The organism is Streptomyces sp. NPDC088725 (assembly GCF_044751305.1).
Lineage (GTDB): Bacteria > Actinomycetota > Actinomycetes > Streptomycetales > Streptomycetaceae > Streptomyces.
In genome coordinates this window covers 391,300-413,020 of sequence record NZ_JBIVLO010000004.1, presented here as the reverse complement: position 1 = coordinate 413,020, position 21,721 = coordinate 391,300, and the positions used below count along the sequence as shown (strand labels likewise).

Genomic DNA, 21,721 nt, shown 5'->3' with positions numbered 1-21,721 from the left:
CCCACCGTGAGCGAGACGACCCGGCAAGAACCCGCCGCACGGCGCGACAGCGGCGACCCCCGTGGCGCGCAGGCCCCCGGCGCCCTCTCCCGGCGCCGGCTGCTCGGCACGGCGGGGGCCGTCGGCGCGGCCGGCCTGGCCCTCGGAGCCACCGGCGGAGCCGGCGCGTACGCCGCCACGCGCCCGGAGGAACCGGCACCGCTGACCACGATCGGCACGGGCTCCGTCCCCTTCCACGGGACTCATCAGGCCGGCATCACCACCCCGCAGCAGGCCTGCGGTCATCTCGTCGCCTTCGACCTGGCACCCGATGCGGGACGGAAGGAGGCCGCCGCGCTGCTGCGCCGCTGGTCGGCCTCCGCCCGGGCGATGACGTCCGGTGAACCGGCCGCGGGAGCCGCGGGCCCGGCCGGTGGTCATGACACCGGTGTCGCCCTCGGCGCGGGTCCTTCTTCTCTCACCGTCACCTTCGGTTTCGGCCGCACCTTCTTCGACCGTACGGGCCTGGCGGACCGCCGCCCCGCCGCTCTCGACCCGCTGCCCGCCTTCTCCTCCGACCACCTCGACGCGAGCCGCAGCAACGGCGACCTCTGGATCCAGATCGGCGCAGACGACGCGCTCGTGGCCTTCCACGCGCTGCGCACCCTCCAGAAGGACGCGGGCGCCGCCGCCCGGGTGCGCTGGCAGATGAACGGCTTCAACCGCACGCCGGGCGCCACTCCGCATCCCATGACCGGCCGCAATCTGATGGGTCAGGTCGACGGCACCGGCAACCCGAAGCCCTCCGCTCCCAACTTCGAACGAACGATCTTCGTCCCGGCCTCCCCGGCCGGCGGGGTTTCCCCGGCAGACGACTCCCTGGCCTGGATGGCGGGCGGTTCCTACGCCGTCGTACGCCGCATCCGCATGCTCCTCGACGACTGGGAGCAGCTTTCGGTCCCGCGGCAGGAGCAGGTCATCGGCCGTCGCAAGGCGGACGGCGCCCCGCTCACCGGCGGCACCGAGACCACCGCGCTCGACCTCGACAGGACGGGCCCGGACGGCCGTCCCGTCATCGCCGCCAACGCGCACGCCAGGATCTCCGCACCGGACGCCAACGGCGGGGCCGCGATGCTGCGCCGCCCCTTCTCCTTCCACGACGGCATCAGGCCCGACGGGACACCGGACGCGGGACTGCTCTTCATCTGCTGGCAGGCCGATCCGCTCAAGGGGTTCGTACCGGTGCAGCGCAAGCTCGACCGGGGGGACGCGCTGTCGCCGTTCGTCCGGCACGAAGCGAGCGGGCTGTTCGCGGTGCCGGGCGGCGCCCGGCCGGGCGAGTACGTGGGACAGCGGCTCCTGGAGTCCTGACCGCGGGTGCGGGCCGGGAAAACACGGCCTCGAACACGCGTGGTACCGCCCGCAGTGCGCCGACAGCCGTGGAGCCGTCCACTCCGTCGGCCTATTAGGGTGACGGTATGTCGGCGACGCGCTACACCTATCTCGGCCCCGAGGGCACCTTCACCGAGGCCGCCCTCCGTACGCTCCCGGAGGCCGCCACCCGGGAACTCGTCCCGATGGTGTCCGTACCGGCGGCGCTCGACGCCGTACGGAACGGAGAGGCCGCGGCGGCGCTCGTACCGATCGAGAACTCGGTGGAGGGCGGGGTCACCGCGACCCTCGACGAGCTGGCCTCCGGCGAGCCGCTGATGATCTACCGCGAGGTGCTGCTGCCGATCGCCTTCGCCCTGCTCGTACGGCCGGGGACGAAGCTCTCCGAGGTGAAGACGGTCACCGGCCATCCGGTCGCGCAGCCGCAGGTGCGGAACTGGCTGCGCGCTCATCTGCCCGAGGCCCTGTGGGAGTCGGCCGCGTCGAACGCGGACGGGGCGCGGCTGGTGCAGGAGGGACGGTACGACGCCGCCTTCGCGGGTGAGTTCGCGGCGGCGACGTACGGTCTGGAGCCGCTGGTCACCGAGATCCACGACGCCCAGAACGCGGAGACGCGCTTCGTCCTCGTGGGCAGGCCCGCCAGGCCCGCCGCGCCGACCGGCGCGGACAAGACGTCGGTGGTCATCTGGATGGGCGACGACCGGCCGGGCGCGCTGCTCGAACTGCTCCAGGAATTCGCGGTGCGCGGGGTGAACCTGATGCTCATCCAGTCGCGGCCGACCGGCGAGGGCATCGGTAATTACTGCTTCGCCGTGGACGCGGAGGGCCATATCTCGGACCGCCGGGTGGGCGAGGCGCTGATGGGTCTGAAGCGCATCTGCCCCAAGGTGCGGTTCCTCGGTTCGTACCCGCGGGCGGGGGTGTCCGTCCCGGACGTACGGGAGCTGCGGGCCGGGACTTCCGACGCGTCGTTCATCGACGCCGCGGACTGGCTGGCACGCAGCCAGGACGGCCGCGCCTGACGATCTTGTGACGGCCATGTGCCTGTGGATGTAGCGCCGAGTTATCCACAGGCTGGATCCGCGCCTGGGGACAAGTCGACAACGTAAGCCGACACAGTCGACATATCGGTCCAGTCACCCCCTTTCATCCACAGGGACGCCGAGACCTCTCCCGTCACCCCGATTCTCGTGATCAACTCGTTAGGGCGAGGAATTCCCACCCAAATGAGCGCGTGGAGTCGGTTTGAGCAGGGAATTGCCCGCCGCACGAGAGGGCCCGGAAACGATCAGTTCCGTGATCCACAGACACCCCGCACAGCCTGTGGATAACTCAAGGGTTTGCCACACCCCTGTGGACAACCAGGAGGTCAAGTCCCCTTCCCCGCAAGGGAAGTGAGTCAAGGGAGCATCCTCGAATACTTCGTTCCAGGGAATTGAATCTCTCTTATTGACGAACACCGGACGGCACGTCCGGGATATTCCGACACATTCCACAAATGCAGCAATTGGGACAAAGGGACACGCCTGTCGATATCGGGTGGGGTGGTGTCGGTGGGCACCGGTAGCCTGGTGGGGTGATTGACCTTCGCCTGCTCCGTGAGGACCCCGACCGTGTTCGCGCCTCCCAGCGCGCCCGTGGAGAGGACGTCAGCCTTGTCGACGCCCTGCTCTCCGCCGACGAGCGGCGCAGGTCGTCCGGTCTCCGTTTCGACGCACTCCGCTCCGAGCAGAAATCGCTCGGCAAGCTGATCCCCAAGGCCTCTCCCGAGGAGAGGTCCGAGCTGCTGAAGAAGGCCGAGCAGCTCAAGGCCGACGTCAAGGCGGCCGACGCCGAGCAGCACGACGCCGACGAACAGGCCAAGCAGCTGCTCCTCCAGCTCGGCAATGTCGTCCACCCCGACGTCCCCGTCGGCGGCGAGGAGGACTTCGTCGTCCTGGAGACGCACGGCACGATCCGTGACTTCGCGGCGGAGGGCTTCGAGCCGAAGGACCACCTGGAGCTGGGCGAAGCGCTCGGCGCCATCGACGTGGAGCGCGGCGCCAAGGTGTCGGGCTCGCGTTTCTACTACCTGACCGGTGTCGGCGCCCTGCTGGAGCTCGCGCTCGTCAACGCGGCGATCGCCCAGGCCGGCGCGGCCGGATTCATCCCGATGCTCACCCCCGCGCTGGTCCGCCCGCGCGCCATGGAGGGCACGGGCTTCCTCGGCCAGGCCGCGGAGAACGTGTACCACCTGGAGAAGGACGACTACTACCTGGTCGGCACGTCCGAGGTACCGCTCGCCGCGTACCACATGGACGAGATCATCGACGCCGACAAGCTGCCCCTGCGCTACGCGGGCTTCTCGCCGTGCTTCCGCCGCGAGGCGGGTACGTACGGCAAGGACACCCGGGGCATCTTCCGCGTACACCAGTTCGACAAGGTCGAGATGTTCTCGTACGTCGACCCCGAGGACGCCGCGTCGGAGCACCAGCGGCTGCTGGACTGGGAGAAGCAGTGGCTGACCGGCCTCGGGCTGCCCTTCCAGGTCATTGACGTGGCCACCGGCGATCTGGGCGCCTCCGCCTCGCGCAAGTTCGACTGCGAGGCGTGGATCCCCACGCAGGGCAAGTACCGCGAGCTGACCTCCGCGTCCAACTGCGACGGCTTCCAGGCGCGCAGGCTCTCCGTACGGATGCGGGAGGGCAAGCAGGTCAAGCCGCTGTCGACGCTGAACGGCACGCTGTGCGCCGTACCGCGCACGATCGTGGCGCTGCTGGAGAACCACCAGCAGGCCGATGGTTCCGTGTGGGTGCCCGAGGTGCTGCGGCCGTACCTCGGAGGCCGTGAGGTATTGGAGCCGATCGCCAAGTGAGCCCTGCTTCTGCGGCCGCCGACGCCCCCGCGCCGGGGGCGTCGTTCCCGTACAAGCTCGTCGCGACGGACCTCGACGGCACGCTGCTGCGCGGCGACGGCACGATCTCGGTACGTACACGCGAAGCGCTCGCCGCGGTCACCGCGGCGGGCGCCGCGCACATCATCGTCACCGGGCGTGCGGTGCCGTGGACCCGGTACATATTGGACGACCTGGAGTACGACGGCCTCGCGGTCTGCGGCCAGGGCGCGCAGGTCTATCACGCGGGTGAGCACCGGCTGCTGACATCGGTGACGCTGGACCGGCCGCTGGCGCGGCTGGCGCTCTCCAAGATCGAGGCGGATGTCGGCCCGCTGTCCCTGGCCGTGAGCCAGGACGGCCTGGACGGCGCGGTGCTCGTCGGCCCGGGGTACCGGACGCACGACGGGCCGCTGGCCTCGGTGTCCGTCGACGACCCTGAGCAGATGTGGGCGTCGCCGCTGAACAAGGTGTACGTCCAGCACCCCGATCTGGACGACGACGCCCTTACGCGGGCGGCGCGGGCGACGGTCGGCGGTCTGGTGGACGTGGTGATGGCGGGCCCGGGCATCGTGGAGCTTCTGCCGCTGGGACTGACCAAGGCGACGGGCCTGTCACTGGCCGCGCGCCGGCTCGGCGTCACGAAGGCGGACACGATCGCGTTCGGTGACATGCCGAACGACATTCCGATGTTCGGCTGGGCACGGCACGGCGTGGCGATGGCGAACGCGCACGAGGAGCTGAAGGCCGTCGCGGACGAGATCACGGCGTCGCACGACGACGACGGCATCGCGGTGGTACTGGAGAAGCTGCTCCAGGGCTGAGCCGACGTTCCCGGCGCAGGCTGATCGGTGGAGGCGTCAGACCTGTTCCGGGAGGGGCGCCGGTCTTCGCAAAGAGGCGCCGGCTCTCGGGAAGGGGCGCCGGTCCTCGGGAAGGGGCGGCCTCGCGCGAATGCGCGCTCGAAGCGGCCGCCCCCCGGGCAGCGCTCCGGCGGCTGCGCGGAGTGTGATGGTTACTCCGGTGCCCGCCTGGTGCTGCCGCCCTGTTGGGAACCCGACGGACCCGCATCCCCCGCCACCGTCGCGTTCCACTCCCGGTTCTGTGGTGCGCCCGACCTCCCCGGCCTCAACTACTCTGCCCGGGAAGGCTGTTGGCCGCCACTGAATATCCGCTACGGGCCGGTCGGCCCGTGCCCGCCCGCTGTGGTGCCGCGGACGGGCACGGGTTCCGTGACGAGGACCGGCGAATCAGCGGCGCTTGCGGCCGCGGCGCAGATCCTTCAGCTGACGGACGACATCGTCCACCCGCGCGTCCAGACGGCTGATGTCGTCGGACATGTCACACAGCCGGTTGCTGATGGCGGCCACGACCTGGTTGGTGGCGTCGAGCCGCCGGTCCAGGTTGTCGAGCCGCAGTGACATCCGGTTGAGCACGGGGCCCAGCTCCTGGAGCGCGGTCCCGACGCCCGCGAGGCAGACCTCGATCCTGGTGACGCGCCGATCGAGAGACGCGTACCCCTCACGCCAGCCCTCCTCGGCGTCGAGGAGGTACGTACGGACGCACCGGGCGATGTCGCTGTCGCGAAGAAGCATCGCGATGTTGAGCACCGAGCGGCGGGGGTAGAGGGTGAGCTGGGTGGCCGCCTGTGGATAACCCTCCCCCTGGCCCCCGCTCCATAGTGACACCATGTCACTATGAAAGCGTCGCAGGTCAGAGCCTCGCAGTACGCGCATCCCATTCTCAGTGAGTTCGGCACGATGGCGTGCGGTCAGCTGCCTGATGACGGCTGTGGATACTTCGAAGTACCCGGCAAGATCCTCTGTGCGAACGTGAATACCGTCCGGAAGCATGGCAAGGATCTTGACCTTGTCGAGCATGTCGACCCGCCCCATGACGCTGTCGCGCATCAAGCGCGATTCAAGCAGGGCACCTTCTGGTGGCATGAGCATGCCTTTCGTTCGTGAACCAGTGACTGACGGCCCTGTCCCCGGGCTTCAGGGGCGGAGGTCGGCTCACGGTGGCTGCTCACTCAATGACCGGCAGGACTTTCGATCCCGTACCGGCAATCCCCAGATTCACGAACTCTCGACGTCACAAACTCCAGTTGCCTCCACGCTCAGTGAACAACGAACCGATAAGCGTACGGTTGCGCAGAAACCCCCACCTACCCGGCAGGGGTTTCCCGGTGCGCGTGGCGAGATCCCCGTGAGAACTCGCGCTCACCGCACACCCGCGCTCGTTGTGCGCCGTCGCTCACTCCCCGCCCGCGAGCGTCAGCGTCCGCAGCTTCTGGCCCGCGTACCAAGTCGCGAGACCCGTCACCGCCACCAGCAGGACGACCGCCACCGGCAGCCCCACGTCCGAGCTGATGAAACCCTCGCCGCTGATCTTCTGGGCCAGAGCGAGCGACCACTGCTGGACGCTGAGCGTGCGCGCGCCCGGGACCAGGCTGCCGAAGAGTGCTTCCCAGACCAGCGCGTAGACCAGTCCGATGACCACCGCGTGGCGGCTGACCGTCCCCAGCAGTAGGAAGAGCGCGCTGTAGGCGATCGAGGCGACGAGCGCCGCGACCGTGTAAGCCACCGCGATCTGCTGGCCGTTGCCGTTCAGGACGTATCCGGCGATGAACGTGGGGACCGCGGAGAAGGCCATGGTCACGCCGACCGCCACGAACAGCTTGGTCAGGATGATCGTCGGCCGCTTCACCGGTTTGGACAGCAGATACACGATGGAGCCGTCGTCGATCTCGGGCCCGATCGCGCCCGTGCCCGCGATGACGCCGATCAGCGGCACCATCGTGGCGAGGGCGAAGCCGCCGAGTACGTCCGAGGCGACCTGGTCGTCCGCACCGTTCAGCGCGCGGACGGCCGCCGCGATGACGATCAGCAGCGCGGGCAGGACGAAGAGGATCGCGGCCCTGCGCCTGCCGAGCAGACCCCGGTAGGTGAGCCGGGCGACTGTGGGGTTGTACATGACGTCACAGCTCCTTTCAGGCCGCTCAGGCCGCTACGAGATAGGAGAAGACCGACTCGAGGGATTCGTCCGACGGCGAGACCGTGAGCAGCCGGATGGAGTGCTCACGGGCCACCCGCGGCAGCAGTTGGGTGAAGCGTCCGAAGTCGACCGCCTGGACGCGCAGCGCGCCTTCGGTCACGTCCACCTCGATACCGGCCGTCGACGGGTCGGCGATCAGTGCGGCGGCAAGCGCGCGGTCGTCGCTCGACCGGACGAGATAACGGTGCGGCCGGTCGGTCATCAGCCGGCGGATCTTACGGAAGTCGCCGCTCGCGGCGTGCCGTCCCGCCACGATCACCTCGATGTGCGAGGCGAGTTGTTCGACCTCCTCCAGGATGTGGGAGGAGAACAGCACGGTCCTGCCGTCGGCTCCCATCCGCCGCAGCAGATCCATCAGCTGCATCCGCTGGCGCGGGTCCATGCCGTTGAACGGCTCGTCAAGGAGCAGCACCGAAGGATCGTGGACCAGCGCGGACGCCATCTTCACGCGCTGCCGCATGCCCTTGCTGTACGTCGCGATCTTGCGGTCGGCCGCGTACTCCATCTCGACCGTGGCGAGCGCCGTACGGGCCTCCTTCGCGCCGAGGCCGTGCAGTTCGGCGTTGGCGACGACGAAGTCGAGGCCGGTGAGGAAGTCGTACATCCCCTCCCGCTCGGGCACGATGCCGATCTGCCGGTACGCGGACTCGTCGCGCCAGATCTGCTTCCCGTCGAGCGTGACCGTGCCGGTGGAGGGGCTGAGGAAGCCGCCCATCATGTTGATGAGGGTCGACTTGCCCGCGCCGTTGGGGCCGAGGAGGCCGGTGACACCCGGTCCTATGGTCATCGTGATGTCGTTGACGGCAACCACGTTGCCGAACCAGCGTGAGGTGTGGTCGATGTTGATCGTGGTCACAGTCCGACCTTCCGGTAACGCCTCATGAGGACGGCGTACGAGCCGAGGATGAGCGCGAGGATGACCAGCAGATAGACCACGCCGAAGCCGGCCGAGGGGCCTTCCCCTCCGGGGAAGGAGGAGCCGGCGCCCAGGAAGGCGGTTTGCAGGCCGTCGATGAGCGTGATCGGCGAGAAGAGGCCGAGCAAGGTGACGGCACTGCCCGCGTCGCTCTGCCAGGCGATCGCCTGGACGGTGGAGACCGCGCCGTACGTGATGGTCAGCGTCGCGATCACGGCGGCGACACCGAAGCCGCGGCGCGGGGTGAGCGCGGCCACCACCAGGCCGAGGCCGCCGAAGAGGAGGGAGAGCACGGCCACCGAGACCAGGCCCTGCCCGAACCCGGCGCTCTGGTGGGCGAAGTCCATCTTGGCCAGCAGCGCGCCCACGTAGAGGACGACGAGCGGCGCGGCGGTCAGGATGAACAGGGCGGAGACCATCGCCCCGTACTTGGCCAGCACGTAGTCGGTGCGCTCGATCGGGCGGGAGAAGTAGAGCGGCACGGTCTTGTAGCGCAGATCGACCGAGACGGACTGCGGAGCCTGCGCGGCGAGGTAGAGGCCGATGACGGCCTGGGTGACGACGGCGTAGCGCGTGTAGGCGACGGACAGTTCGGTGCTCTTGGTCGCGACGGCGATCGCGACGATGAGCGCGGCGGGCACGCACATCACGGCGAAGAGGAGCATCGGCAGGATCTTGGACCTGGCCGAGCGGCCGAGTCCGTACGCGCCGCGCAGCGACTGTGCGTAGAGGGAGCGGCGGGCGTAACCGCGGCCGAGCCGCGGGCCTTCGTAGTCGCGGTATCCGATGTTGTGGATCTGGCTCGTGTCCGGGTGCGTCGCCTGGTCAGCGCTCATCGCTGCCGCCTCCCTTCTTCGGTGCGTACGCCGCGTCTGCGGCGTCGTCGGAGGCCGGGCCGCCGGTCTGCCCGATCACGTGGGCCTGTGGGACTTGCTGGGCCAGTTGGGGCTGTTGCGCCTGTTGGGGCCGGAAGACTTCCGCGATGTGGTGGCGGCGCTGTTCCATCCGTACGAGCCCGAGGCCGAGGCCGGCCACGGTGTCGCGCACGAGGTCGTTCGTCTGCTCCCCCTCGGCCTCGACCAGCAGGACGTGGCCCGCGCCCGGCAGCCCTTCCTCGGTGCTCGCGAGGAGGTCGACGCCGGCCGCTGCGAGGGCGTCACGCAGCGCGCCGGTGCCGTCGGGGTGGGTGTCGGAGTCGGTGACCTCGACCGCGAGGGTCGTGGTCATCTGGGTGAAGTCGCTGGTCGAACTCGACCGGAGCAGCTTCCCGCCGTCGATGACGACGACGTGGTCACAGGTGCGTTCCAGCTCGCCCAGAAGATGTGAGGTGACCAGGACGGAGATGCCGAAGTCGGTGTGGACGCGCCGGATCAGACCGAGCATCTCGTCGCGGCCGACCGGGTCGAGACCGTTGGTCGGCTCGTCCAGAAGGACGAGTTGAGGGTCGTGGACCAGAGCCTGCGCGAGCTTGACGCGCTGCTTCATACCCGTGGAGTAGCCGCCCATGGGACGGTACCGCTCCTCGTAGAGACCGACATGGCGCAGGGTGTCGGCGGTGCGCTCACGGGCGGCGGACGGGGGAAGGCCGGACATCCGCGCCATATGGACGACGAACTCGGTGGCCGAGACGTCGGGCGGCAGGCAGTCGTGCTCGGGCATGTACCCCACGCGCTCCCGGATGGCGGCGCCGCTGGTGGCGACGTCGAGCCCGAGGACCTCGGCCCGGCCTTCCGTGGCGGGGGACAGACCCAGCAGTATTTTGATCATGGTGGATTTGCCGGCCCCGTTGGAGCCCACCAGGCCGGTCACGCCGGGCCCGATGTCCAGGGAGAGCCGGTCGAGCGCGGTCACCCGCGGGAACCGTTTGCTCAGGCTTTCTGTCGCGATCACAGTCACGGTCCGACGGTAGCCGCGTCCGTGCCGGAGGGCGTCAGACCTGACGGCTGTATCGGCGTCCCCCTGGAGACGTAGGGACCCGTAGGGGGAAGGAGTTGTCCACAGGCAAGATCGGTCCCTTGACTCCATCACCGGGCGTTGTCACATTCGTGGGTGTCAGGATCTTGAGTCACGTGACGGATACGGTCCGCACACGAACACGGGACGGGGCGGGGTGCATGACGTCTGCGGTGAGGCCCGAAGTGGCCGCGGAACTGCGGGGTTTCAGGGATGTGCAGCGCCTCGCGTACGCCTGCGCGGAGGCTGTCGCCGCCCGGCTGAGGCCGGGGGTGACGGAGCGCGGGGCGGCGCGGATGCAGCGCGAGTGGCTGCGTGCCCGGGGCGTACGGGACTGGTTCCATCTGCCTTTCGCGTGGTTCGGGGACCGCACGGCGTTCGCGGGTTTCCGCATACCGACGCAGTTCTTTCCCACCGGCCGCCGGCTGGAGGAGGGAATGCCCTTCATCCTCGATCTGGCGCCGGTGCACCGCGGTTTCACGGCTGACGTGGGCTATTCGGGCAGCCTGGGACCCCATCCCGTGCAGAACAGGCTGATCGCCGATCTGGAGGCCCATCGCGAGTTGATTCTGCGGGAGGTGCGCGAACGGCGCCCGCTGCGCGAGATCTACGAGGACGTGGACCGGCTGATGGCTGTCCAGGGGTATGCCAACCGGCACCGCGCGTATCCCTTCGGCCTCGTCGCGCACACGATCGACCGGGTGAAGGAGCGCCGCTGGTCGCCTCATGTGCTCGGTTTCGGCACCCAGGCGCTCAAGGGCCTGGCGAGCGACGCCCTGCGCGGCCACCGGGAAGGGTGGTCGCCGCTGTGGAGCCCGTACAGCTTCTCCGACCATCCGCCGGCGCCGGGGCTCTGGGCGGTCGAACCCCACCTCGGATTCCGGGGTGCAGGCGCGAAGTTCGAGGAGATCCTGGTGGTCACCGACTCCAGGGATCCCGAGCAGAGCGCGTACTGGCTCGATGACGATCTGCCGCATGTGCGGCGCTGGAAGGAGGCCGCGTGAGTACGGACACGAACGGCGGCACGGAAGGCCGGGCGGAAGGCGGTACGGACAGCGGCGTAGGCGCCGGCACGGGGCTCAGCGGCGCGCGGGAGCGCCGGGTCCTGACGGGCGGGATCGAGCTGTGCGTGGCGGAGTTGGGCGACGTGACGCGGCCGACGGTCGTGCTCGTGCACGGCTACCCCGACAGCAAAGAGGTCTGGTCCGAGGTGGCGGGGCGGCTCGCCGAGCGCTTCCATGTGGTCCTGTACGACGTGCGGGGGCACGGTGGTTCGACGGCGCCGGTCCCGCTGCGCGGCGGCTTCACGCTGGAGAAGCTGACGGACGACTTCCTGGCGGTGGCCGACGCGGTGAGCCCGGACCGGCCTGTGCATCTGGTCGGTCACGACTGGGGTTCCGTCCAGTCGTGGGAGTTCGTCACCGTGGCGCGGACCGAGGGCCGTATCGCCTCGTTCACCTCGATGTCGGGGCCGTCCCTGGACCATATGGGCCACTGGATCAGACGGCGGACGGCCCGGCCGACTCCGCGGGCGGTCGGCCAACTGCTGGGCCAGGGAGCCAAGTCCTGGTACATCTATCTGCTGCACACGCCCGTGCTGCCGGAGTTGGCCTGGCGCGGGCCGCTCGGCAGGCGGTGGCCCGGGATCCTGCGGCGGCTGGAGAAGGTCCACGGCAGCGGGTATCCGACGACCTCCCTGCCCCGCGACGCGGCGCACGGCGCCTGGCTCTACCGTGACAACGTCCGCGCCCGGATGCGCGGGCCGCGTACGGACGCCCACGCGCACGCTCCGGTCCAGTTGATCACTCCGACCGGCGACGCGTACCTGTCGGAGCGGTTGTACGACGACCTGGAGCAGTGGGTTCCGCGGCTGACCCGGCGCACACTGCCCGCAAAGCACTGGATTCCCCGCACCCGTCCCGACCAACTGGCTTCCTGGATAGGCGACTTCGTCACCGCCCAGGAAGGCGGGAGCGCGGCCGCGGAGGCGGCTGTTCGCGCGAGCGGCCGGTATGCCGACCGCTTCGGCGGACAGCTCGTGCTGGTCACCGGCGCGGCAGGCGGGATCGGCCGGGCGACGGCCCTCGCGTTCGCCGAGGCGGGCGCCAGGATCGTGGCGGTCGACCTGGACGCGGAAGGGGCGGCGAAGACCGCTGAACTGGCCCGGCTGCTCGGTGCGCCCGAGGCATGGGGCGAGGTGGCCGATGTCGGCGACGGCGCGGCGATGGAGAAACTGGCGGAGAAGGTGGCCACCGGATACGGCGTGGTCGACGTCCTGGTCAACAACGCCGGAATCGGGCTGTCAGGAGCCTTCCTCGACACCACGGCCGAGGACTGGAAGAAGGTCCTGGACGTCAACCTGTGGGGGGTCATCCACGGCTGCCGGCTCTTCGGCGCGCAGATGGCGGCCCGTGGCCAGGGCGGCCATATCGTCAACACCGCTTCCGCCGCCGCCTATCAGCCTTCCCGGGCGCTGCCCGCGTACAGCACGTCCAAGGCGGCCGTGCTGATGCTCAGCGAATGCCTGCGGGCGGAGCTGGCCGGGCAGGGCATCGGGGTCTCCGCGATCTGCCCCGGCTTCATCAACACCGGCATCACCACCACCGCGCGCTTCACCGGCGTCTCCCCGGCGGAGGAGCAGCGACGCAGAAGGAAGGCGTCCCGGCTGTACGGCCTGCGCGACTACCCGCCGGAGAAGGTCGCCGACGCCGTACTGCGCGCGGTGGTGCGCGACGAGGCCGTCGTGCCGGTCACCCCGGAGGCGCGCGGCGCCCGTCTGCTCTCCCACATCGCTCCCAGGACACGACGCGCGCTCGCCAGGGTGGAGCCGCCGCTGTGAGACCCGTGGAAGCCGGCGGAGGGGAAGAGCGCCGGGCGTCGCGGCGCGGCCGCATCGTGCCGCGTCAGGTGTCGTTCGACTGGCGCGGGACGCCGCTGCACTGGATCCCGGACGAACCCACCGCCACCCATGTCATCAATGTGCTGCATCTGCTGCTGCCCGCGGGCGAGCGCTGGTTCGTCAGGGTCTTCAAGGAGGGGCTGCCGCTGATCACGGACCCGGAACTGCTGTCGGACGTCAAGGGCTTCATGGGCCAGGAGGCCACGCACGGCGTGCAGCACTCGTATGTCCTGAACCATCTGGCAGATCAGCGGCTGGACACCGGACCGTACACCCGGCACATCGACTTTCTCTTCGAGCGGCTGCTCGGCGACCGGCCGCCGTGGTGGGCACCGATACCGTCCGGGTGGTGGCTGTCCTACCGGCTGGCGTTCGTCGCCGCGATCGAGCAGTTCACCGCGGTGCTCGGCGACTGGATACTCCACGCGGACGCGCTGGACGCGGCGGGGGCCGACGAGGTCATGCTCGATCTGCTGCGCTGGCACGGCGCGGAAGAGGTCGAACACCGCTCCGTGGCCTACGACATGTACCAGCACTGCGGAGGAACCGGGCTGCGGAGGTACGCCCGCCGGATCGGGACCATGGCGGTCGCCGCGCCGGTGATGCTGTGGATGTGGATCTGGGGCGCCGCCTTCCTGATCCGGCACGATCCTCAACTCGCGGGCCGGGCGCGCTACTCAGTGCGTGCGCACAACTTGGCCGTACGGAAAGGGCTGTTGCCTACGTGGGGTCGGCTCGGAGCGGCGATACCCCGCTACTTCCGCCGGTCGTACCACCCCTCACAGGAAGGTTCGCCGCACAGGGCCGTGGAGTATCTGGCAAGGAGATGAGGGGGTGCTCGGAGCCGGGGCGACAGAACGGGCCTCCCAGGCAAGGGCCTTGGGCTCCCGCACATCAATCCACAACCAAAATGGCCATATTGACCAAATGGGTCAGAACGAGCGCCAGTTGTCCACAGAGCTGTCAGATTTACTGTGGATAAAGCGAGTTGGCTGTGGACTAAACCTCTCGGCCACTACTGATTCACATCCATTGGCACCGCACGTCCACCCCCGAGCCGCTGATCCGATGACTGGAACGACCGGAGGGCTGAATAACCGAATACCCGATGAACTGCCACCGGCAGCCGGAGGGCGTGCGGGGCGGACGAGCCGCCGCGTAGGGTCGTGGCCATGCGTCTGAGTACCGTGATTCTTCCCGTCCGCCGCTGGTCCGACGGCGGCCGCGACGAGTGGCAACGGGCCGAACGGCTCGGTTTCCACACCGCGTACACCTACGACCACCTGTCCTGGCGTACCTTCCGCGACGGCCCCTGGTTCGGCGCGGTCCCCACGCTCACGGCGGCAGCGGCGGCCACCGACCGCCTCCGCCTCGGCACCCTGGTGACCTCGCCCAATTTCCGGCACCCCGTGACCCTCGCCAAGGACCTGATCACGCTGGACGATGTGTCCAACGGTCGGATCACGCTCGGGATCGGCGCGGGCGGCAACGGCTTCGACGCCACGGCGCTGGGCCAGGAACCATGGACGCCGCGGGAGCGCGCGGACCACTTCGCCGAGTTCGTCCCCCTCCTGGACCGGCTGCTGACCGAGCCCTCGGTCACTCAGCGCGGCGCGCTCTACTCCGCCGACGAGGCACGCAACATCCCGGGCTGCGTGCAGCGCCCCCGTATCCCGTTCGCGGTCGCGGCGACGGGACCGCGCGGGCTGAAGCTCGCCGCCGAGCACGGTCAGGCCTGGGTGACGACGGGCGATCCCAAGCTGTTCGAGGCCGGTACGCCAGAGCAGTCGAGGGACGCCGTCCGCGGACAGATCGACCGGCTCGCCGCCGCCTGCGCGCAGGCCGGCCGGGACCCGGAAGAGCTGGACAAAGTCCTGCTCACCGGTTTCACGCCGGACCGCGCACGCCCGATGGAGTCCCTGGACGCGTTCGTCGACTTCGCCGGTGCTCACTTCGCGCTCGGCATCACGGAGATCGTGATCCACGCCCCGATCCCGGACTCGGACTTCGCCGCCGACGAGAAGGTGTTCGAGCAGATCGCCACCGAGGCCCTTGCCCAGCTGAGCTGAGTGAGCCGGGCCGGGCGGAGGGGCGTGCGTTCTCAGACGTGCGCCCCTCCGCACGCCCGTGCGCTCCCGTACGCGAGAATGGCGCGGTGACCTCCACTGACGCGTCTCCGCTTCCCGCCAGGCCCCGGCTGATCGCCACGGACCTGGACGGCACGCTGCTGCCCGACGACAAGGTCGTCTCGGCTCGTACGATCGCCGCGCTGGCCAACGCGGAGAAGGCCGGCGTCGAGGTCTTCTTCGTCACCGGACGCCCGCCACGCTGGATGGACGTCGTCAGCGCGCACGTGCACGGCCACGGCCTCGCCATCTGCGCCAACGGCGCCGTGGTCGCCGACCTGCACGACGGCGGCAAGGTCGTCAGGGTCCGTCCTCTGCCGCGTGACGCGGCCCGTGACGTCGTACAGGCGCTGCGCGACGCCGCCCCCGGCACGACCTTCGCCGTCGAGCTGACCACAGGCATCAGCTACGAGCCCGGCTATCCGCGCTTCGACCTGGACCCGGGCGCGACCATCGACACCGCCGAGGAACTGCTCCAGGACGACGCGGACGCGACCACCGACCCGACCGCGGCGAGCGCCCCCGGTGAATCCGGCGCCCCCGTCGTGAAGCTGCTCGCGTACCACCCGGACCTCACCCCGGACGGTTTCCTCACGCTGGCCCGTACGGTGGCGGGCGATCGCGCCGAGTTCACCCGTTCCAGCCCGAGCGCACTGCTCGAAGTCAGCGGCCTGGGCGTCAGCAAGGCGAGCACGCTCGCGCTCTGCTGCGCCGAACGCGGCATCTCGTCCGACGAGGTCGTCGCCTTCGGCGACATGCCGAACGACCTGGAAATGCTGTCCTGGGCCGGGACGTCGTACGCGATGGGCAACGCCCATCCCGATGTGCTGGCCGCCGCGTCCGGCCGTACCGTCACCAACAACGAGGACGGCGTCGCGGTGATCATCGAACAGATCCTGGCGCGACTGTAGACAGACCTCCGCGAACCCAACACCGGGCTACCGCGAGGCCACCGGACAGCGGTGCCACCGAACGGCAGGGCTGCCGCTCCACAGCGGTGCCACCGCGCTACAGCGGGGCCTCCCACACTACGGTCGTACCGCCGCCGTCCGGTCCGATGCCCGGTTCGCTCGTGCTCGATCCGCCCAGCGACTCGGCCCGCCGCCTGAGGTTGCGCAGCCCGCTGCGCCGGCCGCCCTCCGGGATGCCCACGCCGTCGTCGGCGACGGTCACCCGGACCGCGTCCCGGCCGTCCGCCAGCCGCGCCCCGGCGTCCACGACGACCTCGATACGGGTGGCGTGCGCGTGCCGGAACGCGTTGGACAACGCCTCCCGCAGCGCGGCGATCACGTTCTTCCCGGTCAGCTCGCCGACGGCGGAGTCGACCGGGCCGGCGAAGCGGTGGGACGGCGTGAAGCCCAGCGGCACTGCCGCCATCTTGATCTCCCGCAGGACGCGGGTCCGCAGCGCCGACGGCGCCTCGGCCGGGCCTTGCTGAAGCGCGAAGATGGCCGTGCGGATCTCCTGGATGGTGACGTCCAGCTCGTCCACGGCCTTGCCGATGCCCTCGTGCGTCTCGCTCGTGACCGGTCCGCGCTGGGCGCCCTCCAGCATCATGCCGGCGGCGAACAGCCGTTGGATGACCAGGTCATGGAGGTCACGGGCGATCCGGTCGCGGTCCTCGAGGACCGCCAGCCGCTCCCGGTCGCGCTGCGCCTCGGCCATCATCAGCGCCAGCGCGGCCTGGGAGGCGAACTGGGTGGCGAGGATGCGTTCCGTCTCGCTGAAGCGGCGCCTGCCGCGCAGCCGAGGCGTGACCAGTGCGCCGAGTACCCGGCCGTCGCTGTGCAGCGGCAGCAGCATGCAGGGCCCGAAGCCTTCCGCCAGCTTGGTGATCATGCGTGAGTCGGTGAGGCAGTCGTCCACGAAGACGGATTCGCCCGCGAGTACGGCACGCACGATGGGGCTCTCGGCCGGGACGATGACGCCGAGCTGGGCCGAACGGTTGTCGCCGGAGACCGTGACGATCTCCAGGCCGCCGTCCGCGCTGGGCAGCATGACGATCCCGGCGTCCGAGTCCGCGAGCCTGCTGGCCTGTTCCGCGACGACCGACAGGGCGTCGTCGGCGCCCCAGCTGGAGAGCAGGGCCGTGGTGACGGCGACCGAGCCGTCGATCCACCGTTCACGCTGCCTGGCCGCCTCGTACAGCCGGGCATGGCCGATGGCGATCCCGGCTTCGGTGGCCAGCACGCGCACCATGTGCAGGTCCTGGTCGTTGAACGCCCCGCCGTCACCCTTCTCAGCCAGGTAGAGGTTGCCGAAGATCGCGCCGTGGACACGGATGGGGACACCGAGGAACGACCGGGTCGCCGCATGACCGAGCGGCGGGCCGGCGGAGCGCGGATCCGCCATCAGATCGGCGAGCCCGAACGGTTCCGAGTGGCGGGCCGGCCCTCCGGGCACCCCTTCACCCGCTCCGGGCAGGTCCTCGGCGCTTCTCCCCGACAGCGCCTCGATCAGCCGGGTCGTGGCCGTGTCGGCTCCGTACGTCACGAAGTCGGAGAGGCCGTCACCCGTCTCGTCCACCACGCCGATCGCGGCGAACCGGGCATCGGTGAGCTGGGCCGCCGTCTCGCAGATCCGGTCGAGGGTGGTGTGCAGCTCCAGCCCCATGCCGACGGAACGCAGCGCTTCGAGCAGCTGCGGTACGCGCGCGGTGAGTTCGGTGGACTGGCCCTGGAGATTGCGGGCCGCGCTCGCGGCGGCTTCGAGCGGGTCCGTCTCCTCCAGGGCCGTTTCTACCGGATCTGGATTCGCCAGATCCGGTTGCTCCGGGCCCGTGGACTCGGGTGACTCGGACGCTTTCATGCACTTGAGCGTAGTTAGTCCTATTTACAAGGGAAAGTCGGCCAGGTGAAGCAGGCCGCCCACACCCGATCGTGCGCCGGGTCGCCGGCTGCGGGATCGGCAACCGCAGGGGTCAACGGCTGCCGGATCAGCAGCCGCGAGGTCACCGGCGGCCCAGCAGGTCACCCGCCCGCTCGCGCTCCAGCATCCGCCGCAGCGGCCCCTCCTCGGCGGCCAGCTCGGCATACCCACCGCGCTGTACGGGCCTGCCTCCGTCCAGCACGATCACCTCGTCCACCGTGTCGAGCCCCTGGAGCCGGTGGGTGATCAGCAGCGTCGTACGTCCTTCCGTGGCCGTCAGCAGGTCGGCGGTCAGCGCGTCGGCCGTCGCCAGGTCCAGGTGCTCGGCCGGCTCGTCCAGCACCAGAACGGGGAAGTCGGCGAGCAGCGCCCGTGCCAGCGCGAGCCGCTGCCGCTGGCCTCCGGAGAGCTGAGCGCCGTGCTCGCCGACGAGGGTGTCGAGACCGTGCGGCAACCGGTCGGCCCAGTCGAGCAGCCGGGCCCTGCGCAAGGCGTCGCGCAGGTCGTCCTCCGTCGCGTCCGTACGGGCAAGCCTGAGGTTTTCCCGTACGGAGCTGTCGAAGAGGTGTGCGTCCTGCGCGCACAGCCCCACGAAGCGCCGGACCGTGTCACCGTCGAGCGTCGCCATGTCCGTGCCCCCGAGCAGGCAGTCGCCCTCCCGCGCGCCCAGGAAGCGCAGCAGCACCTGCGCGAGGGTGGTCTTGCCCGAGCCGGAAGGCCCGACGACAGCGACCCGCTTGCCGGCGGTCAGGGTCAGGTCGAAACCGCTGAGCGCGTCCCGCCGCTGCCCCGCGTACCGCGCCGAGAGACCCCGTACCTCCAGCGGGAACGGCGATACGGGAGCGGCGGCAGGTGCCTGCGGTTCCTGTACGGGGACGGGCGCGTCCAGCACCTCGTACACCCGCTCCGCGCCGCGCCTGGCCCGCTGCCGGTACTGCACGGCCGACGGCAGTCCGGTGACGGCCTCGAACGCGGCGAGCGGGGTCAGGACGACGACTGCCAGCTCGACTCCCGCGAGCCGGCCCTCCCGTACGGCCTGCACCCCCACGACCGCCGCGGCCGTCACCGTGAGCCCGCAGACCAGGGCGGAGAGCCCGGCGCCGAGCGCGGTCGCGGTGGCGCCGCGCGAGGCGATGGCGGTCAGCGTCCTGTCGGCCTCGCGCACCTGCCGCAGCCGGTTCTTGAGCGCTCCCGCGACGGTCAGTTCGGCGGTGCCCCTGAGCAGATCCACCACGCCGACCGCCAGCAGGCCGCGCGCCGGTGCGAGCCGCCGCTCCGCGCGCCGGGTGCGGGCGCCGGTCACCAGCGGTACGCCGACGCCGGCCACGAGCAGCCCCACCGCCAGTACGGCGCCGGCCTCGGGCAGCAGCACGGCCGTGAAGCCGGCCGCGCCCGCTCCGACGAGCACGGCGGCGCCGGCCGGCAGCAGCCAGCGCAGCCAGTAGTCCTGGAGCGCGTCCACATCGGCGACGAGCCGTGACAGCAGGTCGCCCCGCCTGGCCCTGCGGAGCCCGGCGGGCGCGACGCGTTCGAGCCGCCGGTACACCGAGACCCTGAGGTCGGCGAGCATCCGGAACACGGCGTCGTGGGACACCAGCCGTTCTCCGTACCGGAAGACGGCCCGCCCGATACCGAAGGCGCGGGTCGCCGTCACCGCGACCATCAGATACAGGACCGGAGGATGCTGGGACGCACGGGAGATGAGCCAGCCGGAGACCGCCATGAGGCCGACGGCGGAGCCGAGGGCGAGAGCGCCCAGCACCAGCGCCAGGACGAAGCGCCCCCGCAGCGGCCCTGCGGCGGCCCGCACCCGCGCGAGCGGATGCCTGGGTTCACCGGACGCCCCGGAGGTCACAGGCTCCCTGGCAGTCCCGGAAGACGGTTCCGGTTCCCTGGAGGCGACGCGCTCCGGGGACACACGCGCGGCCGGAACCCGCGCCGGCGCTGCCGACGCCACGGCCGGCTTCGCCACCAGGGTGATCACCCGGTCCGCGACCGCCAGCAGCGCCGGCCGGTGAACGACCAGCAGGACCGTCCTGCCCGCGGCCAGCCGCCCGACCGCGTCGACGATGCCCGCCTCCGTCTCGCCGTCGAGCGCCGCCGTCGGCTCGTCGAGCAGCAGCAGCGGCCGGTCGGCGAGGAACGCCCTGGCCAGCGCGAGCCGTTGGCGCTGACCCGCCGAGAGCCCGGAACCGTCCTCGCCGAGCACAGTGTTGGCACCTTCCGGGAGCGCCGCCACGAAGTCGTGTGCCCCCGCGTCCCGCAGCGCGTCCTCCACCGCCGCGTCGTCCGCGCCGGGCCTGGCGAGCCGTACGTTCTCGGCGATCGTTCCCGCGAAGAGGTACGGCCGCTGCGGCACCCACGCGATCCGCTCGCGCCAGCGGTCCAGGTCCAGGGCCGACAGGTCACGTCCGCCGACCCGTACGCGGCCCTCGTCAGGCAGGGCGAACCCCAGCACGACATCGAGCAGCGTGGTCTTCCCGACACCGCTCGGTCCGACGATCGCCACCGTCTCCCCCGGCTCGACAGTCAGCGTGGCCGCGTCCAGCGAGGGTTCCGTACGTCCCGGACGGCGGACCGTCACCCCGGCCAGCTCCAGCCGTGGCGAGCCCGGCACCTCCCCGGTGCCACCGGCCGGCGGCTCGGTCTCCAGCACCGCGAAGATCTCCTCGGCGGCCGAAAGGCCCTCGGCCGCCGCGTGATACTGGGCGCCCACCTGCCGGATCGGCAGATACGCCTCGGGGGCGAGGACGAGCACCACCAGACCCGTGTACAGGTCGAGATCGCCGTGGACGAGCCGCAGCCCGATACCGACCGCGACCAGCGCCACCGACAGCGTCGACAGCAGCTCCAGCGCGAAGGACGACAGGAAGGCGATCCGCAGGGTACGCAGCGTCGCCTGCCGGTACTCCGAGGTGATCGTCCGGATCGACTCGGCCTGCGCCTTGGCGCGGCCGAAGACCTTGAGGGTGGGCAGTCCGGCGACCACGTCGAGGAAATGCCCCGACAGCCGGGAGAGCAGGCGCCACTGACGGTCCATCCTGGTCCGGGTGGCCCAGCCGATGAGGATCATGAACAGCGGAATCAGTGGCAGGGTCACCACGATGACCGCCGCCGAGACCCAGTCCTCGGTGACGATCCGCGCCAGGACCGCCACCGGCACCACCACCGCGAGCCCGAGCTGCGGCAGGTAGCGCGCGAAGTAGTCGTCCAGAGCGTCCACGCCACGCGTGGCGAGCGCCACCAGTGACCCGGTGCGCTGCCCGCTCAGCCACCCCGGCCCCAGCAGAGCGGCCCGGGCCAGCAACCGCCCCCGCAGCTCGGACTTGACCGCGGCGCTCGCCCGGTGGGCGGCCAGCTCGGTGAGCCAGGAGACCAGAGCGCGCCCGACGGCGACCGCACCGAGCAGCAGCAGGGGAGTACTCAGCTCGGAACCGTCGTGTCCGCGCTGGAACGCCCCCACCACCACGTCGGCGATCAGCATCGCCTGAGCGATGACCAGCACCGCACCGGCCGCTCCGAGGACCACCACGGCCATCAGGAAGAACCGGGTGGCACGGGCGTACCGGATCAGTCGCGGGTCGATTGGTTTCACGTGAAACACCCGTCCTCGGTCGGTGCGTGGTGAAAAGGCGCAGAGCGCCGGGATACCCCGCGCG

General features: G+C 70.5%; 16 protein-coding genes. 9 read left to right on the top strand and 7 right to left on the bottom strand.

Features of this window, described 5'->3' with window-relative positions; translation table 11 throughout:
- The first annotated feature begins 6 nt into the window (after positions 1-6).
- From efeB to ACIP6N_RS12025, 4 genes are all read left to right on the top strand, one after another.
- Positions 7-1,350, top strand: a complete 1,344-nt coding sequence (gene efeB, locus ACIP6N_RS12040) for an iron uptake transporter deferrochelatase/peroxidase subunit (RefSeq protein WP_401814908.1) — start codon at positions 7-9, stop codon at positions 1,348-1,350.
- A gap of 107 nt (positions 1,351-1,457) precedes the next feature.
- Positions 1,458-2,393, top strand: coding sequence for a prephenate dehydratase (pheA, locus tag ACIP6N_RS12035; protein WP_401814906.1), 936 nt, complete (start codon positions 1,458-1,460; stop codon positions 2,391-2,393).
- A gap of 554 nt (positions 2,394-2,947) precedes the next feature.
- Positions 2,948-4,225 (top strand): serine--tRNA ligase, encoded by a 1,278-nt coding sequence (gene serS, locus ACIP6N_RS12030; protein WP_401814905.1) that lies wholly within the window; start codon positions 2,948-2,950, stop codon positions 4,223-4,225.
- The gene (locus ACIP6N_RS12025) at positions 4,222-5,067 is read left to right on the top strand and encodes an HAD family hydrolase (protein WP_401814904.1); all 846 of its coding nucleotides are present in this window, start codon (positions 4,222-4,224) and stop codon (positions 5,065-5,067) included. The genes serS and ACIP6N_RS12025 overlap by 4 nt, the downstream gene beginning before the upstream one ends.
- Before the next feature lie 426 nt (positions 5,068-5,493).
- Here ACIP6N_RS12025 and ACIP6N_RS12020 read toward each other — a convergent pair whose 3' ends face one another.
- The 5 genes from ACIP6N_RS12020 to ACIP6N_RS12000 all read right to left on the bottom strand — a co-directional run bounded on the left by ACIP6N_RS12020 (position 5,494) and on the right by ACIP6N_RS12000 (position 10,106).
- On the bottom strand, positions 5,494-6,189 hold the full coding sequence (locus ACIP6N_RS12020; RefSeq protein ID WP_401814903.1) for a hypothetical protein: 696 nt from the start codon (positions 6,187-6,189) through the stop codon (positions 5,494-5,496).
- 310 nt (positions 6,190-6,499) lie between these two features.
- On the bottom strand, positions 6,500-7,219 hold the full coding sequence (locus ACIP6N_RS12015) for an ABC transporter permease (protein WP_401814901.1): 720 nt from the start codon (positions 7,217-7,219) through the stop codon (positions 6,500-6,502).
- Positions 7,220-7,244: 25 nt separating this feature from the next.
- Complete coding sequence (locus tag ACIP6N_RS12010; protein ID WP_401814900.1) at positions 7,245-8,156, bottom strand: ABC transporter ATP-binding protein; 912 nt, start codon at positions 8,154-8,156, stop codon at positions 7,245-7,247.
- Positions 8,153-9,052: an ABC transporter permease gene (locus ACIP6N_RS12005; RefSeq protein WP_401814898.1), complete on the bottom strand. Its 900-nt coding sequence runs from the start codon at positions 9,050-9,052 to the stop codon at positions 8,153-8,155. Before ACIP6N_RS12005 ends, ACIP6N_RS12010 begins: the two co-directional genes overlap by 4 nt.
- A complete protein-coding gene (locus tag ACIP6N_RS12000) occupies positions 9,042-10,106 on the bottom strand; it encodes an ABC transporter ATP-binding protein (protein ID WP_401815239.1) in 1,065 nt (354 codons plus the stop codon). The genes ACIP6N_RS12005 and ACIP6N_RS12000 overlap by 11 nt, the downstream gene beginning before the upstream one ends.
- Positions 10,107-10,330: 224 nt before the next feature.
- Between ACIP6N_RS12000 and ACIP6N_RS11995 the strand changes: the two genes are divergently transcribed.
- The 5 genes from ACIP6N_RS11995 (at position 10,331) to ACIP6N_RS11975 (ending at position 16,105) form a co-directional block, all read left to right on the top strand.
- Complete coding sequence (locus ACIP6N_RS11995; RefSeq protein ID WP_401814897.1) at positions 10,331-11,173, top strand: M24 family metallopeptidase; 843 nt, start codon at positions 10,331-10,333, stop codon at positions 11,171-11,173.
- A 101-nt stretch (positions 11,174-11,274) separates the two neighbouring features.
- Entirely contained in the window at positions 11,275-13,008 is a 1,734-nt protein-coding gene (locus ACIP6N_RS11990; RefSeq protein WP_401815238.1) for an SDR family oxidoreductase, read from the top strand.
- Complete coding sequence (locus tag ACIP6N_RS11985) at positions 13,005-13,898, top strand: metal-dependent hydrolase (RefSeq protein ID WP_401814895.1); 894 nt, start codon at positions 13,005-13,007, stop codon at positions 13,896-13,898. The genes ACIP6N_RS11990 and ACIP6N_RS11985 overlap by 4 nt, the downstream gene beginning before the upstream one ends.
- A gap of 336 nt (positions 13,899-14,234) precedes the next feature.
- On the top strand, positions 14,235-15,137 hold the full coding sequence (locus ACIP6N_RS11980; protein ID WP_401814894.1) for an LLM class flavin-dependent oxidoreductase: 903 nt from the start codon (positions 14,235-14,237) through the stop codon (positions 15,135-15,137).
- An 86-nt stretch (positions 15,138-15,223) separates the two neighbouring features.
- The gene (locus tag ACIP6N_RS11975) at positions 15,224-16,105 is read left to right on the top strand and encodes a Cof-type HAD-IIB family hydrolase (protein ID WP_401814892.1); all 882 of its coding nucleotides are present in this window, start codon (positions 15,224-15,226) and stop codon (positions 16,103-16,105) included.
- 97 nt (positions 16,106-16,202) lie between these two features.
- Here the strand turns inward: ACIP6N_RS11975 and ACIP6N_RS11970 are convergent, their stop codons facing one another.
- A complete protein-coding gene (locus ACIP6N_RS11970) occupies positions 16,203-17,954 on the bottom strand; it encodes a GAF domain-containing sensor histidine kinase (protein ID WP_401815237.1) in 1,752 nt (583 codons plus the stop codon).
- Between the two features lie 190 nt (positions 17,955-18,144).
- Positions 18,145-21,657 carry a thiol reductant ABC exporter subunit CydD gene (gene cydD, locus ACIP6N_RS11965; protein WP_401814891.1) on the bottom strand — a complete coding sequence of 1,171 codons (3,513 nt, stop codon included), beginning with the start codon at positions 21,655-21,657 and terminating at the stop codon, positions 18,145-18,147.
- Positions 21,658-21,721: the final 64 nt, after the last annotated feature.